The 22607-nt window shown below is 39.0% G+C and carries 19 protein-coding genes and 1 pseudogene; 12 read left to right on the top strand and 8 right to left on the bottom strand.

Annotated features, from left to right (window positions below; all coding sequences use genetic code 11):
• Positions 1-46: 46 nt before the first annotated feature.
• From hisF to hisG, 7 genes are all read right to left on the bottom strand, one after another.
• Positions 47-802 (bottom strand): imidazole glycerol phosphate synthase subunit HisF, encoded by a 756-nt coding sequence (hisF, locus tag N824_RS06375; RefSeq protein WP_048904306.1) that lies wholly within the window; start codon positions 800-802, stop codon positions 47-49.
• Between the two features lie 3 nt (positions 803-805).
• Complete coding sequence (hisA, locus tag N824_RS06380; RefSeq protein WP_048904307.1) at positions 806-1555, bottom strand: 1-(5-phosphoribosyl)-5-[(5-phosphoribosylamino)methylideneamino]imidazole-4-carboxamide isomerase; 750 nt, start codon at positions 1553-1555, stop codon at positions 806-808.
• A 1-nt stretch (position 1556) separates the two neighbouring features.
• On the bottom strand, positions 1557-2150 hold the full coding sequence (gene hisH, locus N824_RS06385) for an imidazole glycerol phosphate synthase subunit HisH (RefSeq protein ID WP_048904708.1): 594 nt from the start codon (positions 2148-2150) through the stop codon (positions 1557-1559).
• 58 nt (positions 2151-2208) lie between these two features.
• The gene (gene hisB, locus N824_RS06390) at positions 2209-3342 is read right to left on the bottom strand and encodes a bifunctional histidinol-phosphatase/imidazoleglycerol-phosphate dehydratase HisB (protein ID WP_048904308.1); all 1134 of its coding nucleotides are present in this window, start codon (positions 3340-3342) and stop codon (positions 2209-2211) included.
• Positions 3342-4382 (bottom strand): histidinol-phosphate transaminase, encoded by a 1041-nt coding sequence (hisC, locus tag N824_RS06395; RefSeq protein ID WP_048904709.1) that lies wholly within the window; start codon positions 4380-4382, stop codon positions 3342-3344. Before hisC ends, hisB begins: the two co-directional genes overlap by 1 nt.
• A 120-nt stretch (positions 4383-4502) precedes the next feature.
• Positions 4503-5792, bottom strand: a complete 1290-nt coding sequence (gene hisD, locus N824_RS06400) for a histidinol dehydrogenase (RefSeq protein ID WP_048904309.1) — start codon at positions 5790-5792, stop codon at positions 4503-4505.
• Between the two features lie 68 nt (positions 5793-5860).
• Positions 5861-6712 (bottom strand): ATP phosphoribosyltransferase, encoded by an 852-nt coding sequence (gene hisG / locus N824_RS06405; protein WP_048904310.1) that lies wholly within the window; start codon positions 6710-6712, stop codon positions 5861-5863.
• Between the two features lie 449 nt (positions 6713-7161).
• Between hisG and N824_RS06410 the strand changes: the two genes are divergently transcribed.
• The 12 genes and pseudogenes from N824_RS06410 to N824_RS06465 all read left to right on the top strand — a co-directional run bounded on the left by N824_RS06410 (position 7162) and on the right by N824_RS06465 (position 21691).
• A complete protein-coding gene (locus tag N824_RS06410) occupies positions 7162-7782 on the top strand; it encodes an RNA polymerase sigma factor (protein WP_235207009.1) in 621 nt (206 codons plus the stop codon).
• 108 nt (positions 7783-7890) lie between these two features.
• Entirely contained in the window at positions 7891-9039 is a 1149-nt protein-coding gene (locus N824_RS06415) for a FecR family protein (RefSeq protein WP_161662268.1), read from the top strand.
• Positions 9040-9966 (top strand): annotated as a pseudogene (locus tag N824_RS27860) (carboxypeptidase-like regulatory domain-containing protein).
• The gene (locus N824_RS06425) at positions 9954-10532 is read left to right on the top strand and encodes a hypothetical protein (protein ID WP_048904313.1); all 579 of its coding nucleotides are present in this window, start codon (positions 9954-9956) and stop codon (positions 10530-10532) included. The pseudogene N824_RS27860 and the gene N824_RS06425 overlap by 13 nt, the downstream one beginning before the upstream one ends.
• Positions 10533-10715: 183 nt before the next feature.
• On the top strand, positions 10716-13340 hold the full coding sequence (locus N824_RS06430) for an outer membrane beta-barrel protein (protein WP_048904314.1): 2625 nt from the start codon (positions 10716-10718) through the stop codon (positions 13338-13340).
• Between the two features lie 81 nt (positions 13341-13421).
• Entirely contained in the window at positions 13422-14999 is a 1578-nt protein-coding gene (locus tag N824_RS06435; RefSeq protein WP_235207010.1) for a L,D-transpeptidase family protein, read from the top strand.
• A gap of 21 nt (positions 15000-15020) precedes the next feature.
• The gene (locus N824_RS06440; protein ID WP_048904316.1) at positions 15021-17066 is read left to right on the top strand and encodes a BatA domain-containing protein; all 2046 of its coding nucleotides are present in this window, start codon (positions 15021-15023) and stop codon (positions 17064-17066) included.
• The gene (locus tag N824_RS06445; protein WP_048904317.1) at positions 17063-18325 is read left to right on the top strand and encodes a dihydroorotase family protein; all 1263 of its coding nucleotides are present in this window, start codon (positions 17063-17065) and stop codon (positions 18323-18325) included. The genes N824_RS06440 and N824_RS06445 overlap by 4 nt, the downstream gene beginning before the upstream one ends.
• Positions 18318-18995, top strand: coding sequence for a hypothetical protein (locus N824_RS06450; protein WP_048904318.1), 678 nt, complete (start codon positions 18318-18320; stop codon positions 18993-18995). Before N824_RS06445 ends, N824_RS06450 begins: the two co-directional genes overlap by 8 nt.
• A gap of 52 nt (positions 18996-19047) precedes the next feature.
• A complete protein-coding gene (locus tag N824_RS06455) occupies positions 19048-19593 on the top strand; it encodes a DUF4199 domain-containing protein (protein WP_048904319.1) in 546 nt (181 codons plus the stop codon).
• Between the two features lie 197 nt (positions 19594-19790).
• Positions 19791-20795: an aldo/keto reductase gene (locus N824_RS06460; protein WP_048904320.1), complete on the top strand. Its 1005-nt coding sequence runs from the start codon at positions 19791-19793 to the stop codon at positions 20793-20795.
• Positions 20796-20803: 8 nt separating this feature from the next.
• Positions 20804-21691 carry an AraC family transcriptional regulator gene (locus tag N824_RS06465; RefSeq protein ID WP_048904321.1) on the top strand — a complete coding sequence of 296 codons (888 nt, stop codon included), beginning with the start codon at positions 20804-20806 and terminating at the stop codon, positions 21689-21691.
• A 108-nt stretch (positions 21692-21799) separates the two neighbouring features.
• Here N824_RS06465 and N824_RS06470 read toward each other — a convergent pair whose 3' ends face one another.
• Positions 21800-22570, bottom strand: coding sequence for a DUF1080 domain-containing protein (locus tag N824_RS06470; protein ID WP_084498238.1), 771 nt, complete (start codon positions 22568-22570; stop codon positions 21800-21802).
• Positions 22571-22607 lie beyond the last annotated feature (37 nt).

Genomic DNA, 22607 nt, shown 5'->3' on the forward strand with positions numbered 1-22607 from the left:
CCTGAAATAAATTCAGCATGATGGCCGCTTTAGTTACAAGATTTTGCTATAACCTTACCGGTATATTGTGTTTTTTTAATTCGTTTTTTAAATAGGGGATAGGAATCTCACCAAAGTGAAAAACCGAGGCTGCCAAAGCAGCGTCAACACCTGTTTCTAAAAATACCTCTGTAAAATGTTCAACCTTACCTGCACCACCAGAGGCAATTACAGGGATGTTGATAGACCGCGCTATTTTATCCAGTAATAAGCAATCAAAGCCGTTTTTAGTGCCGTCGTGATCCATTGAAGTCAATAGAATTTCTCCTGCCCCTAAGCTTTCAGCCTTAAGAATCCAGTCTTCTGTTTCCAGTTCAGTAATCAATCGCCCGCCATTAAGGTGAACCATATTTTTACCATCTACCAACTTGGTATCAACAGCCACCACCACAAACTGAACACCAAATGCTTTAGCCAGATCTTCAATTAACGAAGGGTTTCTGACTGCAGCAGAATTGATACTGATCTTGTCCGCACCTGAATTCAGCAGCGCTTCAGCGTCGGCAATGGTAGTAATGCCCCCACCTATGGTAAAGGGGATATTCAGCTGACGGGCCACCGACTTCACCATTTCTATCGTGGTACCACGTCTTTCATGTGTAGCGGTAATGTCTAAAAATACCAGTTCATCAGCTCCTTGCTGTGCATATTGCCAGGCAAGTTCAACCGGATCCCCGGCATCTTTCAGGTCAACAAAATTTACACCTTTAACCGTGCGCCCATCCTTAACATCCAGGCATGGAATAATACGTTTGCTTAACATCGATTAAAGAGAAGTCATTTGCTTCAAATTCCATTGCTTAATTTCATCAATAGAAATCCTGTTTTCATATATGGCCTTGCCAACAACTACTGAACGGATATCCAGGTTTGCCAGTTCTTCAATATCGGCCATTGAACTGATACCACCAGATGCAATCAGTTTAATAAACGGAGAGTGCTCCAATAGTTTTTTATACAAATCTACGGCTGCACCACCTAGTTTGCCGTCTTTGTTAATATCTGTGCACAGGAATCTGAAAAATCCAAGTTGTAAGCACTTGTCAACATAATCCATTAGCTTAATTGGTGAACTTTCCATCCAACCTGAATATTTAATTACTTCGTCTAAAACGTCGATAGCAATCACAATACGGTTGGCATAGTCATATTTTTTGCCTACTTCAGTGCTAAGGTCTTTTAAGAAATCAGGATTGGTAATGGCTTGTGTACCAACAATAACACGATGAATACCTGCATCAAGCAAATCCGTAACTTGCTTAATGGTGCGTATGCCACCTCCATACTGAACACGCATGTCGGTTTTTCTGATGATGTCAAAAAGCGCTGCCTGATTACTGAAATCTCCTTTTGCTCCATTTAAGTCAATAATATGTATGAATTCTGTACCATTAGACCGGTAAGTGTCTATCATTTCAGCGATGGAAACATCATATACTGTCTTTTGGTTATAATCACCTTCTCTAAGGCGAACAACCTTACCATCTAGAATATCAATTGCGGGAATTATGTACATTTTACTGTTTTAAGTTTGAAAAATTCTTTAATAAACGTTCTCCGGCGATACCAGATTTCTCTGGATGAAATTGTACGCCATAGAAATTATCCTTTTGCACTGCTGCGGAAAATGGTTTGCCATAATTTGCAGTCGCGATATCAAAAGTAGGGTTATATTCAATAAAGTACGAATGCACAAAGTAAAATTGTGTCAGATTTTCAACACCTTCAAACAAAGAATTGTTTTTATGATCTATATTATTCCAACCCATGTGCGGGATTTTAATCCCTTGATCCTTATCGAATAGTTTTGTTTTAACAGGTACGATGTTCATCATACTGGCATTTCCTTCTTCCGAATGTTCGGTAAGTAATTGCATACCAACACAGATGCCTAGCACTGGTTTTTTTAATGCTTTTATTGGCTCAACTAGTCCTGTTTGTTCCAGTTTACTCATTGCAGCTCCTGCATGTCCTACACCTGGAATAATGATGTGGGTGTATTTGTCCAGATCAGCTTCTGTGTTTACCATTCCGAAGGGTATGGCTAACCTTTCCAATGCAGAAGTAAGGGAAAAGATGTTGCCAGCGCCGTAGTTTACTATTCCAATCATTATTATCTTTTTATTTCTCGTTCCCTCATCTCGACTTAGGAGAGATGACGGCTTTCTATTACAATACTCCTTTAGTACTGGGTAAAACCAGCTTTTCAGCATCACGTTTAATGGCCATTTTAATTGCCTTTGCAAATGCTTTAAATATAGCCTCAATTTTATGATGCTCGTTTTCGCCTTCAGCTTTAATGTTCAGGTTGCATTTTGCTGCATCGCTGAATGATTTAAAAAAGTGATAAAACATTTCGGTAGGCATATCGCCAACCATTTCACGTTTAAAATCTGCTTCCCAAACAATCCAGTTACGCCCGCCAAAGTCTATTGCTGCCTGAGCTAAACAATCGTCCATAGGCAAGCAGAAACCATAACGTTCCAGGCCAAGTTTATTTCCTATAGCCTTGGCAAAAGCCTCTCCAAGTGCAATACCGGTATCCTCAATAGTATGGTGTTCATCTATGTGCAAATCGCCGTTGGTCTTGATGCGTAAATCAATACTTCCGTGACGCGCAATCTGGTCAAGCATATGGTTAAAGAAATTTAACCCTGTGTCGATATCAGCTTTACCTGTTCCATCCAGATCAATGCTAATGCTAATCTTGGTTTCATTGGTATTGCGTTCATGAGTAATTGTTCTTGTTCCGGCTTTAAGCATGGTATAGATATCCACCCAATTTTGGGTTCTTAAAGCAATATATTCAGTTAAATGCTCCGCTTTTTCAAGCTTTTCATTCGCGCCAAGCTGATCATTATTGCAGAGCCATATGGCTTTTGCACCAAGGTTTTTAGCCAGGATAACGTCGTTTATACGATCGCCAACTACAAATGAATTGTCCAGATCGTAAGCATCAGTAAAATAGTGTTGCAGTAAACCTGTATTGGGTTTGCGCGTTATTGCATTCTGATGGGCAAAGGTTTTGTCGATAATTACCTCACTAAATTCTACGCCTTCACCGGCAAAAGTATCCATAATGAAATTATGGACCGGCCAGAAGTGTTCCTCAGGGTGAGAATCCGTGCCTAAACCATCCTGATTAGTAACCATTACAAGTTCATAATCCAGCTCGGCTGCAATTTTTGAAAGATAGTATAGTGCTTTTGGGTAAAATTCTAATTTGGCAAATGAATCAATCTGCTCATCCGCGGGCTCTTTAATGAGTGTACCATCACGGTCTATAAATAATACTTTCTTCATTACAGTGTTTTTAGGGCTTTTAAGAGGATTTCGTTTTCTTGGGTGGTTCCAATAGTGATGCGCAGGCATCCTTCGCACAATGATACTTTAGATCGGTCTCTGATGATGATACCTTGGTCTACCAGGGCGTTGTATGTATTTAACGCATCATCAACCTGTATTAGTATAAAATTAGCATCAGATGGATATACCTTTCTAACCATGGCCAATGCAGCCAGATCTGTACTTAATTTATCTCTTTCTTCAACAGTAATTTTAATCCAGTCATTTACCTGTTCTATATTCTCTAAAGCTTTCAAGGCGATATCCTGAGTAGCTTGGTTGATATTATACGGAGGTTTAACTTTGTTCAGCACATCTATAACCGGACGGGCGGCAAAAGCCATACCCAAACGCAGTGCTGCCAGCCCCCAGGCTTTAGAGAACGTTTGTAATACCACAAGATTTGGATACTCCGTTAATTCTTTAATAAATGTGCGCTGTTTTGCGTAGTTAATGTATGCCTCATCTATCACCACCAGGCCATTGAAATTAGCCAGTACGGTTTCAATGTCTGTACGGATAATTGAGTTTCCGGTGGGATTGTTTGGCGAACAGATAAAGATCAGTTTAGTGTGCTCATCAATAGCCTCTGCAATGCCTTCAAGATCCAGCTGAAAGCTAGGTAGTAAATCGACTTTACGTATTTCAATATTGTTGATATTTGCCGAAACTTCATACATGCCATAGGTAGGAGGAAGGATGATGATGTTATCAATTCCCGGCTCACAAAAAGCTCTGAAAAGAAGATCTATCGCTTCGTCGCTTCCGTTTCCAAGAAAGGTATTTTCGATTGGAACTCCTTTGATTTTGCTGATCGCATCTTTAAGATCAAGCTGTAAAGGATCAGGGTAGCGGTTGTAATTCTGATCTAGTGGAGAGCCATAGCTGTTCTCATTGGCATCCAAAAATATGCTGGCCTGCCCTTTATATTCATCCCTTGCCGTAGAATAGGGGCGAAGGTTTTTAATGTTTTCTCTTTGTAATTTATTAATATCCATTTTGCTTTTTTTAAAGCGGCCGTCATGCCGGCGAAGGCCGGTATCCCGGATTAGAAAGGAAGACCCTTCCAATGCGGGATCCTGAAATAAATTCAGGATGACGTAATGCTTAACCTAATTTCAATTGTTCTTTAATCTAATACTCACCGCATTCTTATGCGCCCTTAAGCCTTCTGCCTCTGCAAGCACCTCAACAGTGTTACCAATATTTTCTAAACCCTTGGGGCTGATGTGCTGGAAGGTAATCTTCTTGACAAACGAATCAAGTGAAACACCGGAATAAGCTTTTGCAAAGCCGCTTGTAGGCAAAGTGTGGTTCGTGCCCGAAGCATAATCTCCAGCGCTTTCCGGGGTTAAATTACCCAAAAATACAGATCCTGCGTTAGCTATCAGCGGTATAACTGACTCAAAATGATCTGTAGAAAGGATCAGGTGTTCCGGAGCATAGGTGTTACTAAATTCCATGCCTTGTTCCAGATCTTTTACCAGTACGGCGTACGAATTTGCTATTGCAAGGGCGGTTACGTCTTTTCGTGGAAGTTCTTTTAGTTGAATTTCAACTTGTTCAAGTGTTTTAGTTATGATTTCGTTTGAGGTAGATACCAGTATGGTCTGACTATCAGCTCCATGCTCCGCCTGTGCAAGTAGGTCGGAAGCAACGTATGACGGATTGGCAGTCTCATCAGCAAGCACTAAAACCTCTGAAGGACCAGCCGGCATATCAATCGCAGTCATGGTTGTCGACTGAATCAACTGTTTCGCCTGCGTTACATAACGGTTACCCGGACCAAAGATCTTATATACCTTAGGTACGCTTTCTGTTCCGTAAGCCATTGCAGCAACTGCCTGTGCGCCGCCAACAAGATAGATCTTTTCAATCTCCAATTTCAAAGCGCAATAGGCCAGGTAGCAATTTGTTTTTCCATCTTTTTGAGGGGGAGAACATACGACGATCTCTTTGCATCCTGCAAGTATAGCCGGTATCCCAAGCATCAAAAAAGTACTAGGCAAAACAGCAGATCCACCAGGGATGTAAAGGCCTACACGGTCAATAGCTCTTGTTTCTCGCCAGCAGGTTACACCTGGCATTGTCTCTATCTTTTCTTCTTTATTGGCCTGAGCCGCATGGAAGGTTCGGATGTTTTGGTAGGCCGTGTCGATAGCCGCTTTTGCATCTGCAGGAATTGATGCAGCAATCTCTGCAATCTCTTTTTTGCCGATGAACAGCTGTGTTAATTCAACCTGGTCAAACTGTTTGGCAAAGCTAAACAAGGCTTTGTCCCCATCAGTTTTCACAGCACCAACTATCCCTTTTACACGGTCTTGTATTGTAGTGTCGTCTTCCAGCTGTCTTAAACAGATAGATTCAATCTCTTGTTTAGATAAATCTTTATAACTGTAGATTTTCAAGTTGTTATATTTTAAGTTTAACTATTAGTTAATGATAAAATAAGCGTTTTTCTATTGTAATCTTATAATTAAGCAATGATTTTTTCAATAGGCATAACAACAATTCCTTGTGCGCCGGCTGCTTTAAGGCTATTGATCTTTTCCCAGAAATCGTGTTCTGCGATAACCGAATGTACAGCAACCCAGTCCTCATCGAACAATGGAACTACAGTAGGGCTTTTTACACCAGGCAAAAGATCCACAACTTTTTTAAGGTTAGATTTAGCCACATTCAGCACAACATACTTGGTCTCTTTTGCGCGCAGTACCGAACGAATCCTTTGCAGCAATTCCTGAACTTCTGGTAGTAATTCTGAGCCTTCTTTTCCAATCAAAACAGCTTCAGATTTCATCACTTCTGAGAATGGTTTCAAGCCATTACTTTTCAATGTTCCGCCAGTTGAAACGATGTCGCAAATTGCGTCGCTTAATCCCAAACCCGGACCAATTTCTACAGATCCTGATATGGTACGAACCTCAGCATTTACATGATTGTCTTTAAGGTATTTTTCAAGGATTACAGGGTAAGACGTTGCGATGGCTTTTCCTTCCAATTGTGCAATTTCTGTAATGTGACTTTCGTTAGGGATCGCGATTTTAAGGGTGCACTTACCGAAGCCTAATTTTTGAAGATAAGTAACTTCAGAGCCCGACTCTACAATTACGTTTTCGCCAACTATACCCAGATCGGCAATTCCATCCTGTACATATTCCGGAATATCATCATCTCTTAAGAAAAGGATTTCCAGTGGGAAGTTTGTGACGGTTGAAATTAATGAGCTTTTGTAGTTTTCGAAAGAGAGACCACAATTTTTAAGGATTTCTACTGATTTTTCGTTTAATCTACCCGATTTCTGGATAGCGATTTTAAGTGTTTTCAAATGTGCTTTTGATTATTATTGAATTGAACAAGAAAATAAGGTCGGAAACAAGTTTTGAAGTACAAAACATTACATATACATCGCCAATTGGCGATGGTGCAAATGTAAATGATGGTTCAAAATAGTGTTCATAATATTATTTAAGTTCCTTATCAACAATGACTAGCATCCTGAGGAGATGCAAATATATAGATTGAAATCGCAATTCCAAATAAAATTTGGTTTAAAATTAATATCTAGCGGTCGCACCAAATAAAAACAGTGTTAAAACAGCCTCAAACTTGCTGCAAGTGTGGCGGAGCTTTGAAAAGCCCTTACTGGGGTATTGTCCGGGTAATTGACCCCCCGAGACCCTAGGGGAACCCTAGCAAGGCCCTAAAACCATTAGCAGCTGAACCCTCTCTTATTGACTCATTGTAATTTTCTCAATACGGGGATATTTTCTGATTTTGAGTATTCAGATAATAGTTAACTTTAGAGAAGTTGTTAATATGTTAGACTATACCAAATATAACGAAGGTGAATTGATCCGGCTATTTAAGTCAGGAGATGATGCCGCGTTTAGGGAAATCTACCTGAGGCATGATAAGCCACTTTATCTCTATGCCTATCACAAACTTGGTAATAAAGAAGAATCCAGAGATATAGTGCAGGATGTTTTTGCATGGATGTTAAACAATCGTGAAACGCTCGATCTGAAAACCACCCTTTCTGGTTATCTCTATAAATCTGTTCTTAATAAAATTTTTAACGTTTTTAAACATAGAGATGTTTTACGCAGATACGCTGATGAAGGAAATCATTACATAGATGTTGATAGTGAGGAAACTGATTTTCTGATAAGAGAGAAGGATATTACGGCGATGATAGAAAAGGAAATAGCCGCAATGCCACCAGGAATGCGAAAGGTTTATGAGTTGCGAAGCAAGCAATATATGTCTGCAAAAGATATAGCTGAACACTTAGGTGTGGCTGAATCAACGGTAAATACCCAGCTTAAAAGGGCAATGAAACACTTGAAACTAAAATTAGGACTTGTTATTTACTTGGTTTTTATCATTAACTCCTGATTTGTAAAAAAAAAAATCACAGACTGTCCCCATTTGGTATTCCTGAGTTGTCTATACCTACAATGAGCGGAGTTCCAAATTTAAATCAGCGGAAATTCTAATATGCCAATGGAAAAGAAAGATATTAAAAAAGTTTTGGATAAAGTGAGTGCTGGTACAGCTACTCCCGCGGAAGAGCAGACTGCTAAATATTGGCTGCATTATTTTTCTAAAAATGATATTCCTGTACTTTCTGAAGATGAGCTGAATCAGGAAACTGAATCAATCTACCAATCGTTGATGAAAGAGAAGGCCCCTGTAAAAGTAAAACGCTTATGGTATCCGGCTGTTGCCGCTGCATGCTTTTTAGTGGTTATTGGTGGTGGGTTGTTTTATTACAATCAGCAAATCCGTCCAGAGCCTAAGGCTGCCAGAGTAACAAAAGTCATTAATGATGTACTGCCCGCTCAAAATACAGCTACCTTAACGCTTGTAAACGGAAAAAAGATAATTTTATCTGATGCGCCAATAGGTCTGATTGCTGAACAAACAAATGTATCTATTTTCAAAACTGCAGACGGGAAATTGGTCTATAAGGCCAAACCTTTAAAAGACACTGAGCAGAAAACAACTATAGAGAATTCTGAACTAAATAGTATAACCACGGCAAGAGGGCAACAATATCAGGTTGTTTTGCCCGATGGATCAAAGATCTGGTTAAATGCCGCTTCGACCTTTACCTTTCCAGCAACTTTTACCTCGCTCCACCAGCGTAAAGTTGAACTTATGGGTGAGGCTTATTTTGAAGTTGCGAAAGATAAAGCCCATCCTTTTATTGTAAAAACAGATAAACAGGAGGTTGAAGTATTGGGTACCCATTTCAACGTAAATTCTTATAGTGATGAAGATGCCACCAGGACAACATTATTAGAAGGATCTGTTAAGGTCTCGAACCATAATGAACAAAAGATTTTACGGCCTGGACAGGAATCATTGTTAGCCAAAAATAATCTGAGTGTTCGCAAAGCCGATACAGAGGAGGCCGTAGCCTGGAAAAACGGAGATTTCATATTTAATAACGAAGATTTTGGTAGTATTCTGCGCCAGGTTTCCCGATGGTATAATGTGGAAATTATTGACAATGGAAATCATAAAAACCTGCATTTAAGTGGTACGGTATCCCGCTCAAAAAATATTTCGGTTGTTTTAAAAGCATTAGAAGTAACGGGTAAGGTTAAATTTAAGATAGACGGAAATAGAGTTATAGTTACAGAGTAGATGAGATTGATATTCGCATTTTGTTTGATTGTATTTCTGCATACCACATCTAATGCGAAGGCGCAGGGCATCACCCTGTCGCTAAAAAACACCGAATTACCGACAGTTTTTAAGGAGATCAGAAAACAGTGTAATTATGACTTTCTGTACGATAACTCTTTACTTCAGGGTTTAAAACCCGTAAGTATAACGGTTAAAAATGCGGGTATTGATTTGGTATTAAGTTCTGTTTTTGAAGAGTTGCCCGTAACCTATATTGTCGAAAATAAAATTGTAATGATTATTGCTAAGAATAAGAATGAAGTTTTACCTCCACAGAGTTTGTATGCTATTTCTGGGGTGGTTAAAGATAAAAATGGAGAAACATTACCGGGTGCAGGAATTTTGCTTAGCGGATACCAGACAGGAACTGTGGCGGATAATGAAGGGAAGTTTGTGATTCGAAATTTAAAGGAAGGAAATTACAATGTGCTTGTTCAAATGATTGGGTATTTGCCCGCAAACCAGAATGTAACAATTATCAGCAAATCTGCCGATATCGAAATTAGGCTTCAGGAAAACGTTAAGCAATTAAAAGAGGTTGTAATTACATTGGACCCACATCGTGAAGAGCGCCTTAAGACTTTTAAAGAAAGCTTTATTGGCACATCTCCAAATTCTAAAAAGTGCGAAATTACTAACCCTGAGGTAATACAATTTGATTATGATGATGAAAAGCACATATTGAAAGCGATGGCTGATGAATTTATTGTTGTAGAAAATAAAGCATTGGGGTACCGGATTAAATATCTGCTTAAATACTTTGAAGAAGWTGAWSWWMSMANNAGKTMGTSTNATYYKRTNGKTTATYCTTAYTTSGAGSMWWTNCMAGKKYAYNAAKAWYAAARMYAWSWKSYTMWMWKGADAAAAGAAAAGTGGCCTACCTAGGTTCTCCTCAACATTTTTTCAGATCCTTATACAGCAACTCAATTGAGGAAGATGGCTTTATTATTAATAAACTGGTAAAGGCTCCAAATAAGAATAAACGACCGGATACACTAACTGATGCGAAGATCAACTTCTTTTCTGATATCAGAGGGAAACAAATCAGCTTAAATACCAGAAAAGATTCTTTGAGTTACTGGACTATGATGAAGAATAAGCCGGATACTTTGGAAGTGCTGACCAGGGGAAAGGTGTTAACAGATACTTTGGTTAAACAAAAATTAAGCAGCCTCAAAACCCTCAATTACAAAGATGCACTCTACATCGTTTTTAAAAAGGAAAGGGAGACAAGGAACTATGCAGATTATTCTGGTTATAAGATTGAAAGACCACCAGAATATTCGAGGTTTCAGATCTCCTTGGTTTATCAGCTAAAATCGTCCATCAACTTTTATGAGAACGGGGGTATTTATGATCCCGGATCATTGCTCTATGAAGGTTTTTGGGGTTATGAAAAGGTTGCAGATATGGTGCCAATGGATTATATCTTGCCAAAAACAAAAGACTAATGGTGAATACTCATACAAAGAAGCCCAGCGACTCTCAATCGAAATGATCGGTGCCCATGTGAAAACATGGGCTTCCCGATCTTGGTATTCTGAATTTAGTGAGCGTGTTTGTTGTAACATATTAATTACGCTTAAAACGCTTTAGCAAAGCTTATTGTACCTTTATGGCACACACACAACCAAATGAACCATTTTATTAAATCAATTCTTTTACTTGTAGCACTTACTGGTGCTTTTTTAACCAGTAAAGCACAAAACTACACGGTTAAAGGAAGTATATTAGATACGGCAGGGCTGCCATTGCCCGGTGCCATCGTTAGAATTAACTGGGTTAAAGATAGCCTGGGTATTTCAGCCAATACAGACGGAAGCTTCAGTTTTACCAAGGTTAAGGCTAAACAATTTACCTTAACTGCCGCATTTATTGGGTTTGATACTTTTACCAAACAGTACACCATTACACAAGGCAATACCCTGGTAATCCCTAATGTTAAACTAAAGCCAACTTCCAATACCCTGGATGCGGTAGTTATCTCGGGAGTTCCCCCTGTAAAAGTTACCGAAGATACGGTAAGCTTTAATGCGGCTTCTTTTCCGGTGAGAGAAGGGGACGCTGTAGATGAAATATTGAAAAAGCTACCCGGTATAAAGGTTGATAAAGACGGAAATGTAACTAACCAAGGGACGCCAGTAACCAAAATAAAAGTAAATGGAAAGGATTTCTTTGGTACAGATGTGGCTACTGCCATTAAAAATTTACCAGCTGATATCATTAAAAATCTCCAGTTTATAGATGACTATGGTGATCAGGCTAAATTAACAGGTATAAAAACAGGCGAGCCCGAAAAAATACTGAACCTAACCATCCAGGAGGATAAAAAAAAGGGATACTTTGCCCGGGCTCAGGGAGGAGTAGGAAATTCCGACAGATACAATACCAGCTTTAGAGGCAATAGCATGAAGGGAGAGCGTCAGGTTTCTTTTGATGGTACAGTAAATAATGCGAACATGAGAGGGGGCGGAGGTGATGGAATAACCACGCGAAATGCAGGTGGATTGAATTATAGAAATGAGTGGAGCCCAAAACTTTCTGCTGATGCAAGCTATAACTTTGATAACACTAAAAACAATACTGCTAGTACTTCGCATACCCAGAACTTTCTTGACAGTTATACCCGTTTAGAGGATTCAAGAAACGATAATTTAAACACCAGATATAATCATGAGTTTAATGGTAATGTAGAATATAAGAGGGATACGATGAATTACCTTAAAGTATCCCCACAATTTACGTATAATACAAATAGCGGTAGCAGTGGTGGCCTTTCTACTATTACTCAAGAGGATCTGATCACTAACCGCAACAGTAAAAATCTGAATAATGCCAGTTCCTTGTTCATGAAAACCAACTTGTTTTACAATCATAAATTTTCTAAGAAAGGCAGGAATTTTAGTTATTGGGGTGGTTTTAACTATTCTAATGGTGATAACTTTAAGGATGTGTCTAACGATTACCTGATTACTGAGGGCGGGGTTGATTCGACAAGATTCCAGAATCAACTTACCGATCAGAATAGCCACACCCTTGGTACCTACTCTGGGTTTTCTTACATGGAACCTTTGTGGCGTAAAACATTTATAGAATTCAATTACAATTATAGCCGATCTGCCACTTCCAGTAACAGAGATACCCGTGATGTACTTACCGGGGAAGAAGTATTTAATCCTGATTTAAGTAATAACTACGATTATCAGTTTATTACCAATAAAGTAGGGGTAAACTACCGTTTTATCAGTGAAAAGTTTAATTATACTTTAGGTGTAAATGGCCAGCCAGCCGTACTGAAAGGACAAAATATCAGTAAAGATATCAGTACAGAACAAAGAACATTTAATCTGATTCCTTCGGCCAGAATGGTATATAGATTTTCAAATCAGGAGTCATTTGAGTTCAATTATTGGGGACGTAACAACCAACCCGGTTTTTTACAACTACAGCCAATTGCTGATAATTCTAACCTTCAGAACGTAGTGATTGGTAATCCCGACTTAAAGCCTGAGTTTATTCACAGTGTAAATGCCCGCTACAAACAATCAGATTGGAACCGTGGGCACATGCTATCAGCCAACATTTCTTATAACCAAACACAAAATAAGATCGTAACTACTAAAGTGCTGATCCCAAATACGGTAAATCAGATAACCAGCTACACCAATACCGACGGTTTTTATAATTTAAGTGGAGACTATAACTATTCCAAGCCGTTCTTTGAACGTAAGTTTACACTAGAGTTTTCCGGATGGGGTTCATTAAATAACAATGTTGCTTTTGTAGATCAAAATAAAAACGTTGCAAAAAATGCGGTATGGAGACAGGAATTGGAATTTAGAGTAGACCTGGAAAATATTGTTAATTTGGAAATAGAGACCTCATATATGCAAAATAGGACCACCTATTCGCAAGACAATTTCGAAGATCGGCAGACCAATCGCTTTGAATACGGAATAGAGGGGCGTAATTATTTTTTTAAAGATCTAACCCTTGGTTACGACTTTACTAAACAGATCAATTCTGGGTATGATAATTCTTTTGTGAATAACCCTACTATACTACGCTTATTTATGGAGTATAAGTTTCTTAAAAAAGACATGGGCACCTTACGCCTGGATGGTTTTGATTTATTTAATGAAAATTCGGGTATCTCCAGAGATGTCTTCGATAACGTAATTGTAGACAGACAAGTAAACAGATTAGGACGATATTTTATGCTTTCGTTTATATTTAAAGTAAGGAAGTTTGGAGCTTAAGAAGTAGTAAGTGGCACTTAATTTGTTTAGGTAAGCATTAAGTATAAAAAAACGCCTAAATTTGTCGCTAACTCACTTGCTTTGAAAAAAACTGTACTACTTGTTGTTCTATTAATAACGATGCTTTCATCGTGTAACTGGTTTAAAGATGTGCCTGAAGTGGGTGTGGTACTGTCAGATCATTTCAAAAATAAACTGTACAAAAAATTTGATACTGCTGTATATAATGTTGTTTTTAAAAAACATCTTGATTCTTTAAAATCTAAATTTTCGAATCCCAATACGTTAACAAATTATTATTATACGAATGAGTATAAACCTGAACTGGTTACCAAATTCTTTGTAAATGGCGGGTTAGATAGTTTGCAAAGCTACATAGGCAGGAGTGAACAACATGGTTTTAGCCCAAATCTATTTAGGTATAAGCAAATAGAATCGCTGTTGGCTACATTACATGCCAATAAATTCAAATCCATAGATGAAGTTTATCTTGTAATTGCTGATCTGGAGCTTAATGCTGCAGAGGGTCTGATCAAATACAATAATTTTGTTTATTACGGTAGCATCAATCCAAGGAAATTATTTAGCCGGTATTATGTGCCGGTAAAAAGACCTGATAGCTTAAGTGTAACTGCAGTTTTGCAGACAAAGGACATTCAGAAACTATTAACAAGCATCCAACCTTCTTCTCCGGATTATCAGGTATTCCAACATAAACTTTCAGAATATAAGGCCGACTCTGGCAGTAAAAGCTATATGGTAAAAACCATTATGGTAAATATGGAGCGCTTGCGCTGGAAATTGCCAGAACTTGGCGACGAGTATGTGCAGGTAAATATTCCTGATTTTTCGCTTACCTGGTTTAAGAACCAGGACACGCTTACCCAGATGAAAGTTTGTGTTGGAGGAAAACGCGAGGAAGGTTATGCTGATAAAATTAAGCAGTATCTGAAATCGGGAAATCTTGATGATAAGCCAAAAAATCATGAAACACCGTTACTATACAGTAAACTGAACTCTATACAGGTAAATCCGATATGGAATATTCCAGTTAGCATCGCGCAAAGTGAAATTTACTGGCAGGCAGTTAGAGATCCGTATTACCTTTCTAACAGTAACATCAAAGTGTATTATAAGGGTAAACAAATAGGGGAGCCCGATACCATTCAATGGGGTAAGTATTCCAGAGAAAAGTTGCCTTTCCAATTCAAACAAGGCTCAGGAGAGGGAAATGCTTTAGGTAAGTTTAAATTTATATTTGACAATGGTTCGAGCATCTACCTGCACGATACAAACAATAAAAGTGCGTTTTCCAAAGCTAACCGTGCAATAAGCCATGGTTGTGTTCGTGTAGAAAAACCGTTACAATTTGCCGAAACGCTGGTTAAAGATAAGTACGAATACGATCAGTTAAGGATGGAAGTAAACCTGCCGCCAATAGACACCAATAGAATGGCAGTTTACCGGAAAAAAATGGCTAAAAAAGCCGATACACTAAATGTTTATAAATTAAAGCCTAAATGGTTTGGCGTTAAAAAGCCCGTTCCCTTGATCATCAATTACATAACCGCATGGTCGCAAAACGGTAGTCTGCAGTTCCGACCAGATGTTTATGGTTTAGATGAAACTTTATGGGATGCTATGAAAAAATTCATGTAAAAGTTCTACCTTTGGTTTTTAATGAATTTCCTATACCCAGGTTTTCTTTTCGCACTGCTGGCAATAGCCATACCTATTGTAATTCACTTATTCAATTTTAGGAAATTTAAGAAAGTATATTTTAGCAATGTACAATTCTTAAAAGAGGCAAAGGAGCAAAATTCTTCAAGAGAAAAGCTTAAAAATTTGCTTGTGCTTTTGTGCAGGATATTGGCCATTGTATTTCTCGTGCTGGCATTTGCCAGACCTTTTATCCCCTCGGGCAACAAACATAATCCGGGACAGAGAAATGTTATCAGTATATATATTGATAACTCTTATAGCATGGAGACTGTAAACAAGGAAGGAAGTTTACTTGACGAAGCTAAAAGAAAGGCAAAGGAAATTGTTAGATCATACGACATTAATGATCAGTTTCAATTAATTACAAACGATTTTGAAGGAAAGCACCAAAGACTGGTTAATAAAGAAGAGTTTATTCAGTTGCTGGATGAAATTAAGATATCACCAGCAAATAAGACTTTGCAACAGATTCTCAATAGACAACAAGCTGGTTTTTCGGCCAATAGGAACGAAATCTGCTATCTGCTTTCCGACTTTCAAAATAGCTTTACGGGTAATAAACCTTTAGCTGCAAATAAAGAGATCAGTTATACTGTAATTAAGCTAAATGCCAACAGCCTTCCGAATATTTCGGTTGATAGTGTCTGGAGCCTTTCACCGGTACACCAACCAGGGCAAGCAGAGAAGGTTGTAGTTCAATTAAGGAATTATGGTGAAGAGGATGCTTCGGGTATAGCCTTAAAGCTAACCATAAACAAGCAGCAAAAAGCTATCAGTAATGTAAATGTTGGGACAGGTAAATCAGTTAATGACACTTTATCTTTTAGCGGATTAAAAAGCGGATGGCAAAAAGGTGTTATTAGTATTAAGGACTTTCCTTTAACATTTGATGATGATCTGAATTTTAGCTTTAAGGTAAGTAATGAGCTAAAGGTGCTAAACATCTCAGGCAATTCTTCTGATAAATTTATAAAGGCGCTCTTTGCATCCGACAGTTATTTTAAACTTACGGAAATGCCTGAGTCAAACATTAAATATTCCAGCTTTTCCGATTACAGTCTAATAGTGCTTAACGGACTGAAAGAACCATCGTCCGGCCTCGCTCAGCAATTAAAAGGATATGTGCAAAATGGTGGATCAGTAGTTATCTTCCCTGATCTTGATGCAAATAGTAGTGTTTACACTTCGTTCTTAACCGGTTTGTCGCTGCCTGCGGTTCAACAACTCAATTCGGGTCCACCTTTAGCAAGCAGTATGGATTTAAAGAACTCTGTTTTTAAAGATGTGTTCGATCAGATTCCTAAAAACATAGATCTGCCTTTGGTAAACAGGTATTTTAGTTATACTGAACAGAATACAAGTGCTAAAGAAAGCATTTTACAATTGCCTCTAAATAGGTTCCTGTTTGCAAAGTATACTGCAGGGGCCGGTAAAATATATCTTTCATCCAGTTCTTTGGATATTAAGGATAGCAACCTGCCTAAGCATCCGGTTTTTGTGCCATTAATGTATAAGATTGCTTTTGCAAGTGCAAAAGAGCAGCCATTGTATTATACAATAGGCCTCAATAATCTATTAGAAAGTGAAAAAATTAGTCTTCTGGCTACTCAGTCATTAAAATTGGTGTCGGATAACTTTGAAGTTATTCCTGAAGTCCGACAAACTGCCGGAAAAACGTTATTATATGTAGCAGATCAGGTAAAGAAATCGGGCTTTTATGAATTAAAAAAAACAGATTCTGTTTTAGCCGTTGTAGCATTTAATGACAACCGCACAGAGTCTGATATGCATTATACTGCAGAAAAGGAGCTTAACAACTTGTTTGGCAAACAAAAAGTGGCAGTATTTAATTCTAAAAAGGACGCACAATCATTAAATATCGAGGGAAAAAATAGCAGCAGTGAATTATGGAAACTTTGCCTAATTTTAGCTATTGTTTTTTTAGCCGGTGAAATACTACTTATTAGATTCTTTAATAACATAAAAAACATAGAAATATCATGAACCTTCTTATCACGGGTATAGTTATTGCCGATCCAAACAGCCAGTTCAATCAAAAGAAATGTGATGTTCGTGTAGAACAAGGAAAGATAACGGCTATAGGAAACCACCTGGCGCCCTCCAAAAATGAGCAGGTGTTTGATGGCAAAGATGCTGTTCTTTCTCCGGGTTTCTTTGATTTAAACTGTTCAATCGGTGATCCTGGTTTCGAAACCAAAGAAGATATTAATACCGCAACTGAAGCTGCTAAAGCGGGTGGGTTTACAGGGATCGCAGTTTTACCCAACACTAAGCCTGTAGTACAATCTAAGGCGGAAGTGGAATATATTATTAACAGGGCAAAAAACAACCTGGTAGATGTGCTGCCAATAGGAGCGGTTAGTCAGGGACTGGAAGGTAAAGAGCTTGCAGAATTGTACGACATGAAACAGGCCGGTGCAGTAGCATTTTCTGATGGAGGAAAGGCAATTGTTGACGATGGCTTTATGAGTCGCGCTTTACAATATACCCAGGGCTTTAACGGACTTTTAATGGTATACCCTGAGAATAAATCCATCGCAGGAAAATCGCAGATTAACGAAAGCAAAACCAGTGTATTGTTGGGTATGAAAGGATTACCTTCATTGGCAGAAGAAATGCACATTAGCCGCGATATCTTTTTAGCTACTTACCACAATGCTCCTGTACATATTAGTAATATTTCAACAGCAGGTTCTGTAGCGCTTATAAAGAAAGCTAAAAAGGATGGTGTTAAAATCAGTTGTGATGTAGCTGCACATCATTTGGTGTTTACAGAAGAGCTGCTGAATGATTTTGATAGTAATTATAAAGTTAAGCCACCTTTGCGTGGTAAAACTGATGTGAAGGCATTGCTTACAGGCTTAAAAGATGGAACTATTGATGCGGTAGGATCACAGCATCGCCCGCACGAGATTGAATTTAAAGATGTCGAATTTGAAATCGCATCATACGGTATCATTGCCCTGCAAACGGTTTTACCTTTGCTTATTAAAGCCGGGCTTGATGCAACACAGATCGCCGAGAAGCTTTCTATAAATCCCCGTAAATTATTAGGACTTGCAGTTCCTGTGATTGAAGAAGGTGCTGAAGCTAACTTTACAGTGTATAATCCTGCTTTACAATGGGAGTATAATGTTGCAAGCAACTATTCAAAATCTGCCAATTCTCCTCTGTTAAATAAAAAACTGACCGGTAAAGTTCAACTGGTATTTAATAACAAACAATTACAATCATATGGATAATCATGTAAAAGACGCACTAATTGCATCGTTAGATAAATTTGCTGCAGTATCTGGTAATGACTCGGTTAAGTTAGAGGAAAGCCTTGTAGAAGTGTTTAACAAAGACCTTGGCTTTATAGAGAAAGTTGAAGAGTTTGATGAAGTTTTTGATGAGCATCCATCATTTGAGGAGCTTAGAGAAGTATTCTTTGATTTGCTGATGATTAATTTCTTTTCTATTGACATTAAAAAACTTGAAGAAGACTATCTTGACTCTGAAGAGTGGCTAAGGATTGAAGAAGAAACAATAGACAGAGGAACAGAATTATTAAACCTTTTGTTGTATATCAATGAATGTCATGATGAGCGTATAAAACCTGAATTAGGTGATTTCCTTAAAGAATTCTTATTGGTTGAGGAAGACGAGTTTCAGGATGAATTCCATATTTATGAAGACCTGATCAGCAATCAGCAATTGATTGAAGGAAGTGTTGAAGATATCTGCAGTCATGCCGGAATGATAGACCTGGGTGAAGAAATGGAAGATCTTTTTGTTCCTTTTATGGTTTTCTTCCATCAGCCTAAGGCCAATGATAAGATAATTAAAGAGCTTGAGGATTTTAGTGCAAACAAGGAGTTTGATATTGCGGTGTATACCTTAATCGCTAATTTTAATGCAGCTACAGCTTAGGCAATTGCTTTTATTATTAACTTATATATTAACGTTTATTTAAAACTTTCAAATGGAAGAAATAGTAGTTGAACCCAAAAAGAATCCAAATATGCTGGCGTTTAAAAGCGCAATAGCATATTCTGTTTATTTCCTTGTGCTTATGTTTGTGATGAAGTGGCTAGGAGTTGATCAGAACAACCCAAATACCAGTGTAGCAGAGAAAATTATATACTCGCTAGCTTCCTATATTCCATTTATTATGGCTGTTGTATTTGTGCAAACTACATACAAAAAGGAATTGGGTGGATATATAAGCTTTGGTAAAGCTTTTTCTTCGGGCTTTAAAGTAGCCGCATATGCAGGGTTGTTTATAGCTGTATTTACTATCCTTTATTATAAGGTTTTAGATACGAATGCATTTAATCAGCTAATGGATTCAGCAAAAGCTGCGGCTGGTGATGATGAAAACAAGGTTAAAGGTGTAGAGATGATGAGACCTTATATGATCTTTTTTATAGGATTTGGAGTAGCAGTGAGTTATACGTTATATGGTTTGATTATCAGTTTAATTGGCGCAGCTGTTATTAAAAAGGAACAACCGCTCTACGAGGAGTAAGCTGTGGTAAATTCATATTAAATAATTATCTCTAGCCCAATTTTACCAAAATATTGAGATAACTCTATTTCATAGTAAGTCAGATCCTTCTATAAATCGGAACGTTTATAGAGGTTTAAAAAATCATTCCTTGATTTGCTTACAAGCTTCAGGGGTTTGCATACACGCGCGCGATTTAGCTTACCGACCTTTGGGTCATGGAAATAAAGCAAATAGCATTGGGCAGCCAGGGTTTGGTTGTGCCTGTGATCGGCCTGGGTTGTATGGGCATGACGGGTTTTGAAAAGGCGCATATGTATGGTCCTGCGGATGAGCAGGAAGCCATCGCGACGATCCAACGTTCGGCTGAGTTAGGCGGTAATTTTTTAGATACTGCCGATCTGTACGGACCGCTAAAGAATGAGCAGTTGATCGCTAAAGCGATCAGTGGTAAACGTGATCAGTATATTTTGGCGAGCAAGTTTGGCTGGGAGATCGATGATAACGATAAGGTAACCTGGGCCATCAATGGTAAGAAAGATTATGTAAAGAAATCTTTGGAGCGTTCGCTCAAAAATCTGAATACGGATTACATTGATTTGTATTACCTGCACCGCCTGGATAAAAATACGCCGATTGAGGAAACGGTTGAGGCGATGGCTCAGCTGGTTCAACAAGGTAAAGTGGGGTATATTGGTTTGTCGGAAGTTTCGTCTGAAACGGTTAAGCGGGCGCATGCCGTGCACCCGATTACTGCCGTACAAAGCGAGTACTCTTTGTTCGAGCGGACGGTGGAAGAACGTGGGATTTTGGCAACCTTAAAGGAATTGGGTATTGGTTTTGTAGCGTACTCACCGCTGGGCCGTGGATTCTTATCTGGACAGATCAAAAGCATCAATGACCTGCCTGAGGATGATTTCCGCAGGGCAATTCCGCGTTTCCAGGGCGTACAGTTCGACAAGAATATCGAATTGGTGAAAGCTATCGAAGTAATGGCTGAAGCCAAGCAGGTCACTTCGTCGCAGCTGGCTTTGGCCTGGATCATGAGCAAAGGTATCCTGCCGATCCCGGGCACCAAACGCCGGAAGTATCTGGAGCAAAACATTGCGGCAACAACTATTGTTTTAAATCAGGCGGACCTATCACAGCTGGAAAGCATCGTGCCTTTAGGTACGGATACCGGCGCGCCTTTTGATGAGTTCAGTATGGGCTTAATTGATTAATTTTGTTTATGAACGCCATTAACTCCATATCGGAATTTCACCGTTTGCTATCCTTGACAGAACCTCGCCACCCGTTGGTGAGCGTGATCAATCTGGCGGAAAGTATTTTTTTGGAAGACGAGATCTGGAAAGGTTTCGTTAACCGCTTTTATTGCGTGGCGCTCAAACGCGAAACCAAGGGCAAGATCAGGTACGGACAGCAGCATTATGATTACGATAAAGGAGTATTGAGTTTTACCGCGCCTAATCAGGTGCAGCAACTGGATCTCCAAAATATGGAATGCGGATCAGGTTATCTCCTGATCTTCCACCCGGACTTCCTGTTGCAGCATACTCTGGCGAACAGCATTCATCATTACGGTTTTTTCGATTACGCGGTTAACGAAGCGCTGCACCTGTCGGCCGAGGAAGAAGATGACCTGATCACAATCCTCCATAAAATTGATAAGGAGTGCCAGCACATCGATAAGCATACCCAGGAGATCATTCTGACGCAGATAGAGAGCCTGCTAAAATACGCCAACCGTTTTTATGAGCGGCAGTTTTTGACCCGCAAGAATAATAATTCAGCGCTGCTCACCAGGTTCGAGCAGTTAATAGATGACTACTTCAACAGCGACATACAGGGTTTGCTCACGGTACAATATATTGCGGCGCAGATGAACCTGTCGCCGAACTACCTGAGTGACCTGCTTCGGGTTCATACCGGACAGAACACGCAGCAGCATATTCACGAAAAACTGATCGCGAAAGCCAAAGAAAAACTTTCCACGACCAGTCTTTCGGTCAGCGAGATCGCCTATGCCTTGGGCTTTGAGCACGCACAATCTTTTAGCACGCTTTTCAAAAAAAAGACAAATTTATCGCCGCTGGAATTTCGTCAGGCTTTTAACTGATTACCAGGGACAGGCTGTGTCGGGAAATATCAAAACTAATAATATCCCAGAAATACATATCTCATAAGAAGTGATACGGCCTCTTCTTATGAGATACACTAATGGATATTACAGATTTCTGATCCAAATGTTACGGAAACTCAATGGCTCGCTAGGATCTCCATGAGATTGTAACTTAATTGGCGCAGGGCCATGAGCTTGTCTGTATGCAGGAGCTCCGATATATTGTGTTGGGCCCAATAATGTAGTATTATCCTGAACCAATACTCCGTTAAATAACACGGTAACTCTGGCAGGCGTTTTTACAGTTTTATCTTCGTTAAATGTAGGAGCAGTCCAGATTACGTCGTAACTGTTCCATTCTCCAGGTTTGCGGGTTGGGTTGGCAAGAGGTACGAATTGTTTGTAAATACTTGCAGCCTGTCCATTTGTATAAGTGTCGTTTTTATAAGAGTCAAGAATTTGCAATTCGTAACCAGCATCACCTTTACCAATAGAAGCAAGGAAAAGTCCACTATTACCTCTGCCTTGTCCTTTGCCAGTGATGTTTGCAGGCACACGCCACTCCAGGTGTAACTGATAATTACCAAATGATTCTTTGGTTTCTATGTTTCCCGATTTTTTGTTTACAGTAAATACTTTGTTGGCAACCGTCCATGCAGCAGGTTTTGATCTGTCTTCAGTCATTACCCATTGGTCAAGGTTTTTGCCGTCAAAAAGTATAATGGCATCAGAAGGAGGGGCTATCGTAAGCTCCGGTGTTGATACTACTTTAGGAACTGGAGTATATACTTCGGTGTCTTCAGGTTTTGCATCTTGAGCCTGAACAATGTTAATTCCTGCCATCATTAATGTAGCAAGGATAACTGATTTACGCATGTTTATCATTGTGTGATTTAATTTAATAACTATTCAA

Source organism: Pedobacter sp. V48, assembly GCF_000523515.1.
In the GTDB taxonomy this organism is placed as follows: Bacteria; Bacteroidota; Bacteroidia; order Sphingobacteriales; family Sphingobacteriaceae; genus Pedobacter.

Coding starts and splice junctions, on each gene's coding strand:
- N824_RS06450 (WP_048904318.1), top strand. CDS start 18,318: ATGGATAATCATGTAAAAGACGCACTAATTGCATCGTTAGATAAATTT.
- hisC (WP_048904709.1), bottom strand. CDS start 4,382: ATGGATATTAATAAATTACAAAGAGAAAACATTAAAAACCTTCGCCCC.
- N824_RS06440 (WP_048904316.1), top strand. CDS start 15,021: ATGAATTTCCTATACCCAGGTTTTCTTTTCGCACTGCTGGCAATAGCC.
- N824_RS06445 (WP_048904317.1), top strand. CDS start 17,063: ATGAACCTTCTTATCACGGGTATAGTTATTGCCGATCCAAACAGCCAG.
- N824_RS06415 (WP_161662268.1), top strand. CDS start 7,891: ATGGAAAAGAAAGATATTAAAAAAGTTTTGGATAAAGTGAGTGCTGGT.
- N824_RS06455 (WP_048904319.1), top strand. CDS start 19,048: ATGGAAGAAATAGTAGTTGAACCCAAAAAGAATCCAAATATGCTGGCG.
- hisF (WP_048904306.1), bottom strand. CDS start 802: ATGTTAAGCAAACGTATTATTCCATGCCTGGATGTTAAGGATGGGCGC.
- hisH (WP_048904708.1), bottom strand. CDS start 2,150: ATGATTGGAATAGTAAACTACGGCGCTGGCAACATCTTTTCCCTTACT.
- N824_RS06430 (WP_048904314.1), top strand. CDS start 10,716: ATGAACCATTTTATTAAATCAATTCTTTTACTTGTAGCACTTACTGGT.
- N824_RS06470 (WP_084498238.1), bottom strand. CDS start 22,570: ATGCGTAAATCAGTTATCCTTGCTACATTAATGATGGCAGGAATTAAC.
- hisA (WP_048904307.1), bottom strand. CDS start 1,555: ATGTACATAATTCCCGCAATTGATATTCTAGATGGTAAGGTTGTTCGC.
- hisB (WP_048904308.1), bottom strand. CDS start 3,342: ATGAAGAAAGTATTATTTATAGACCGTGATGGTACACTCATTAAAGAG.
- N824_RS06465 (WP_048904321.1), top strand. CDS start 20,804: ATGAACGCCATTAACTCCATATCGGAATTTCACCGTTTGCTATCCTTG.
- N824_RS06460 (WP_048904320.1), top strand. CDS start 19,791: ATGGAAATAAAGCAAATAGCATTGGGCAGCCAGGGTTTGGTTGTGCCT.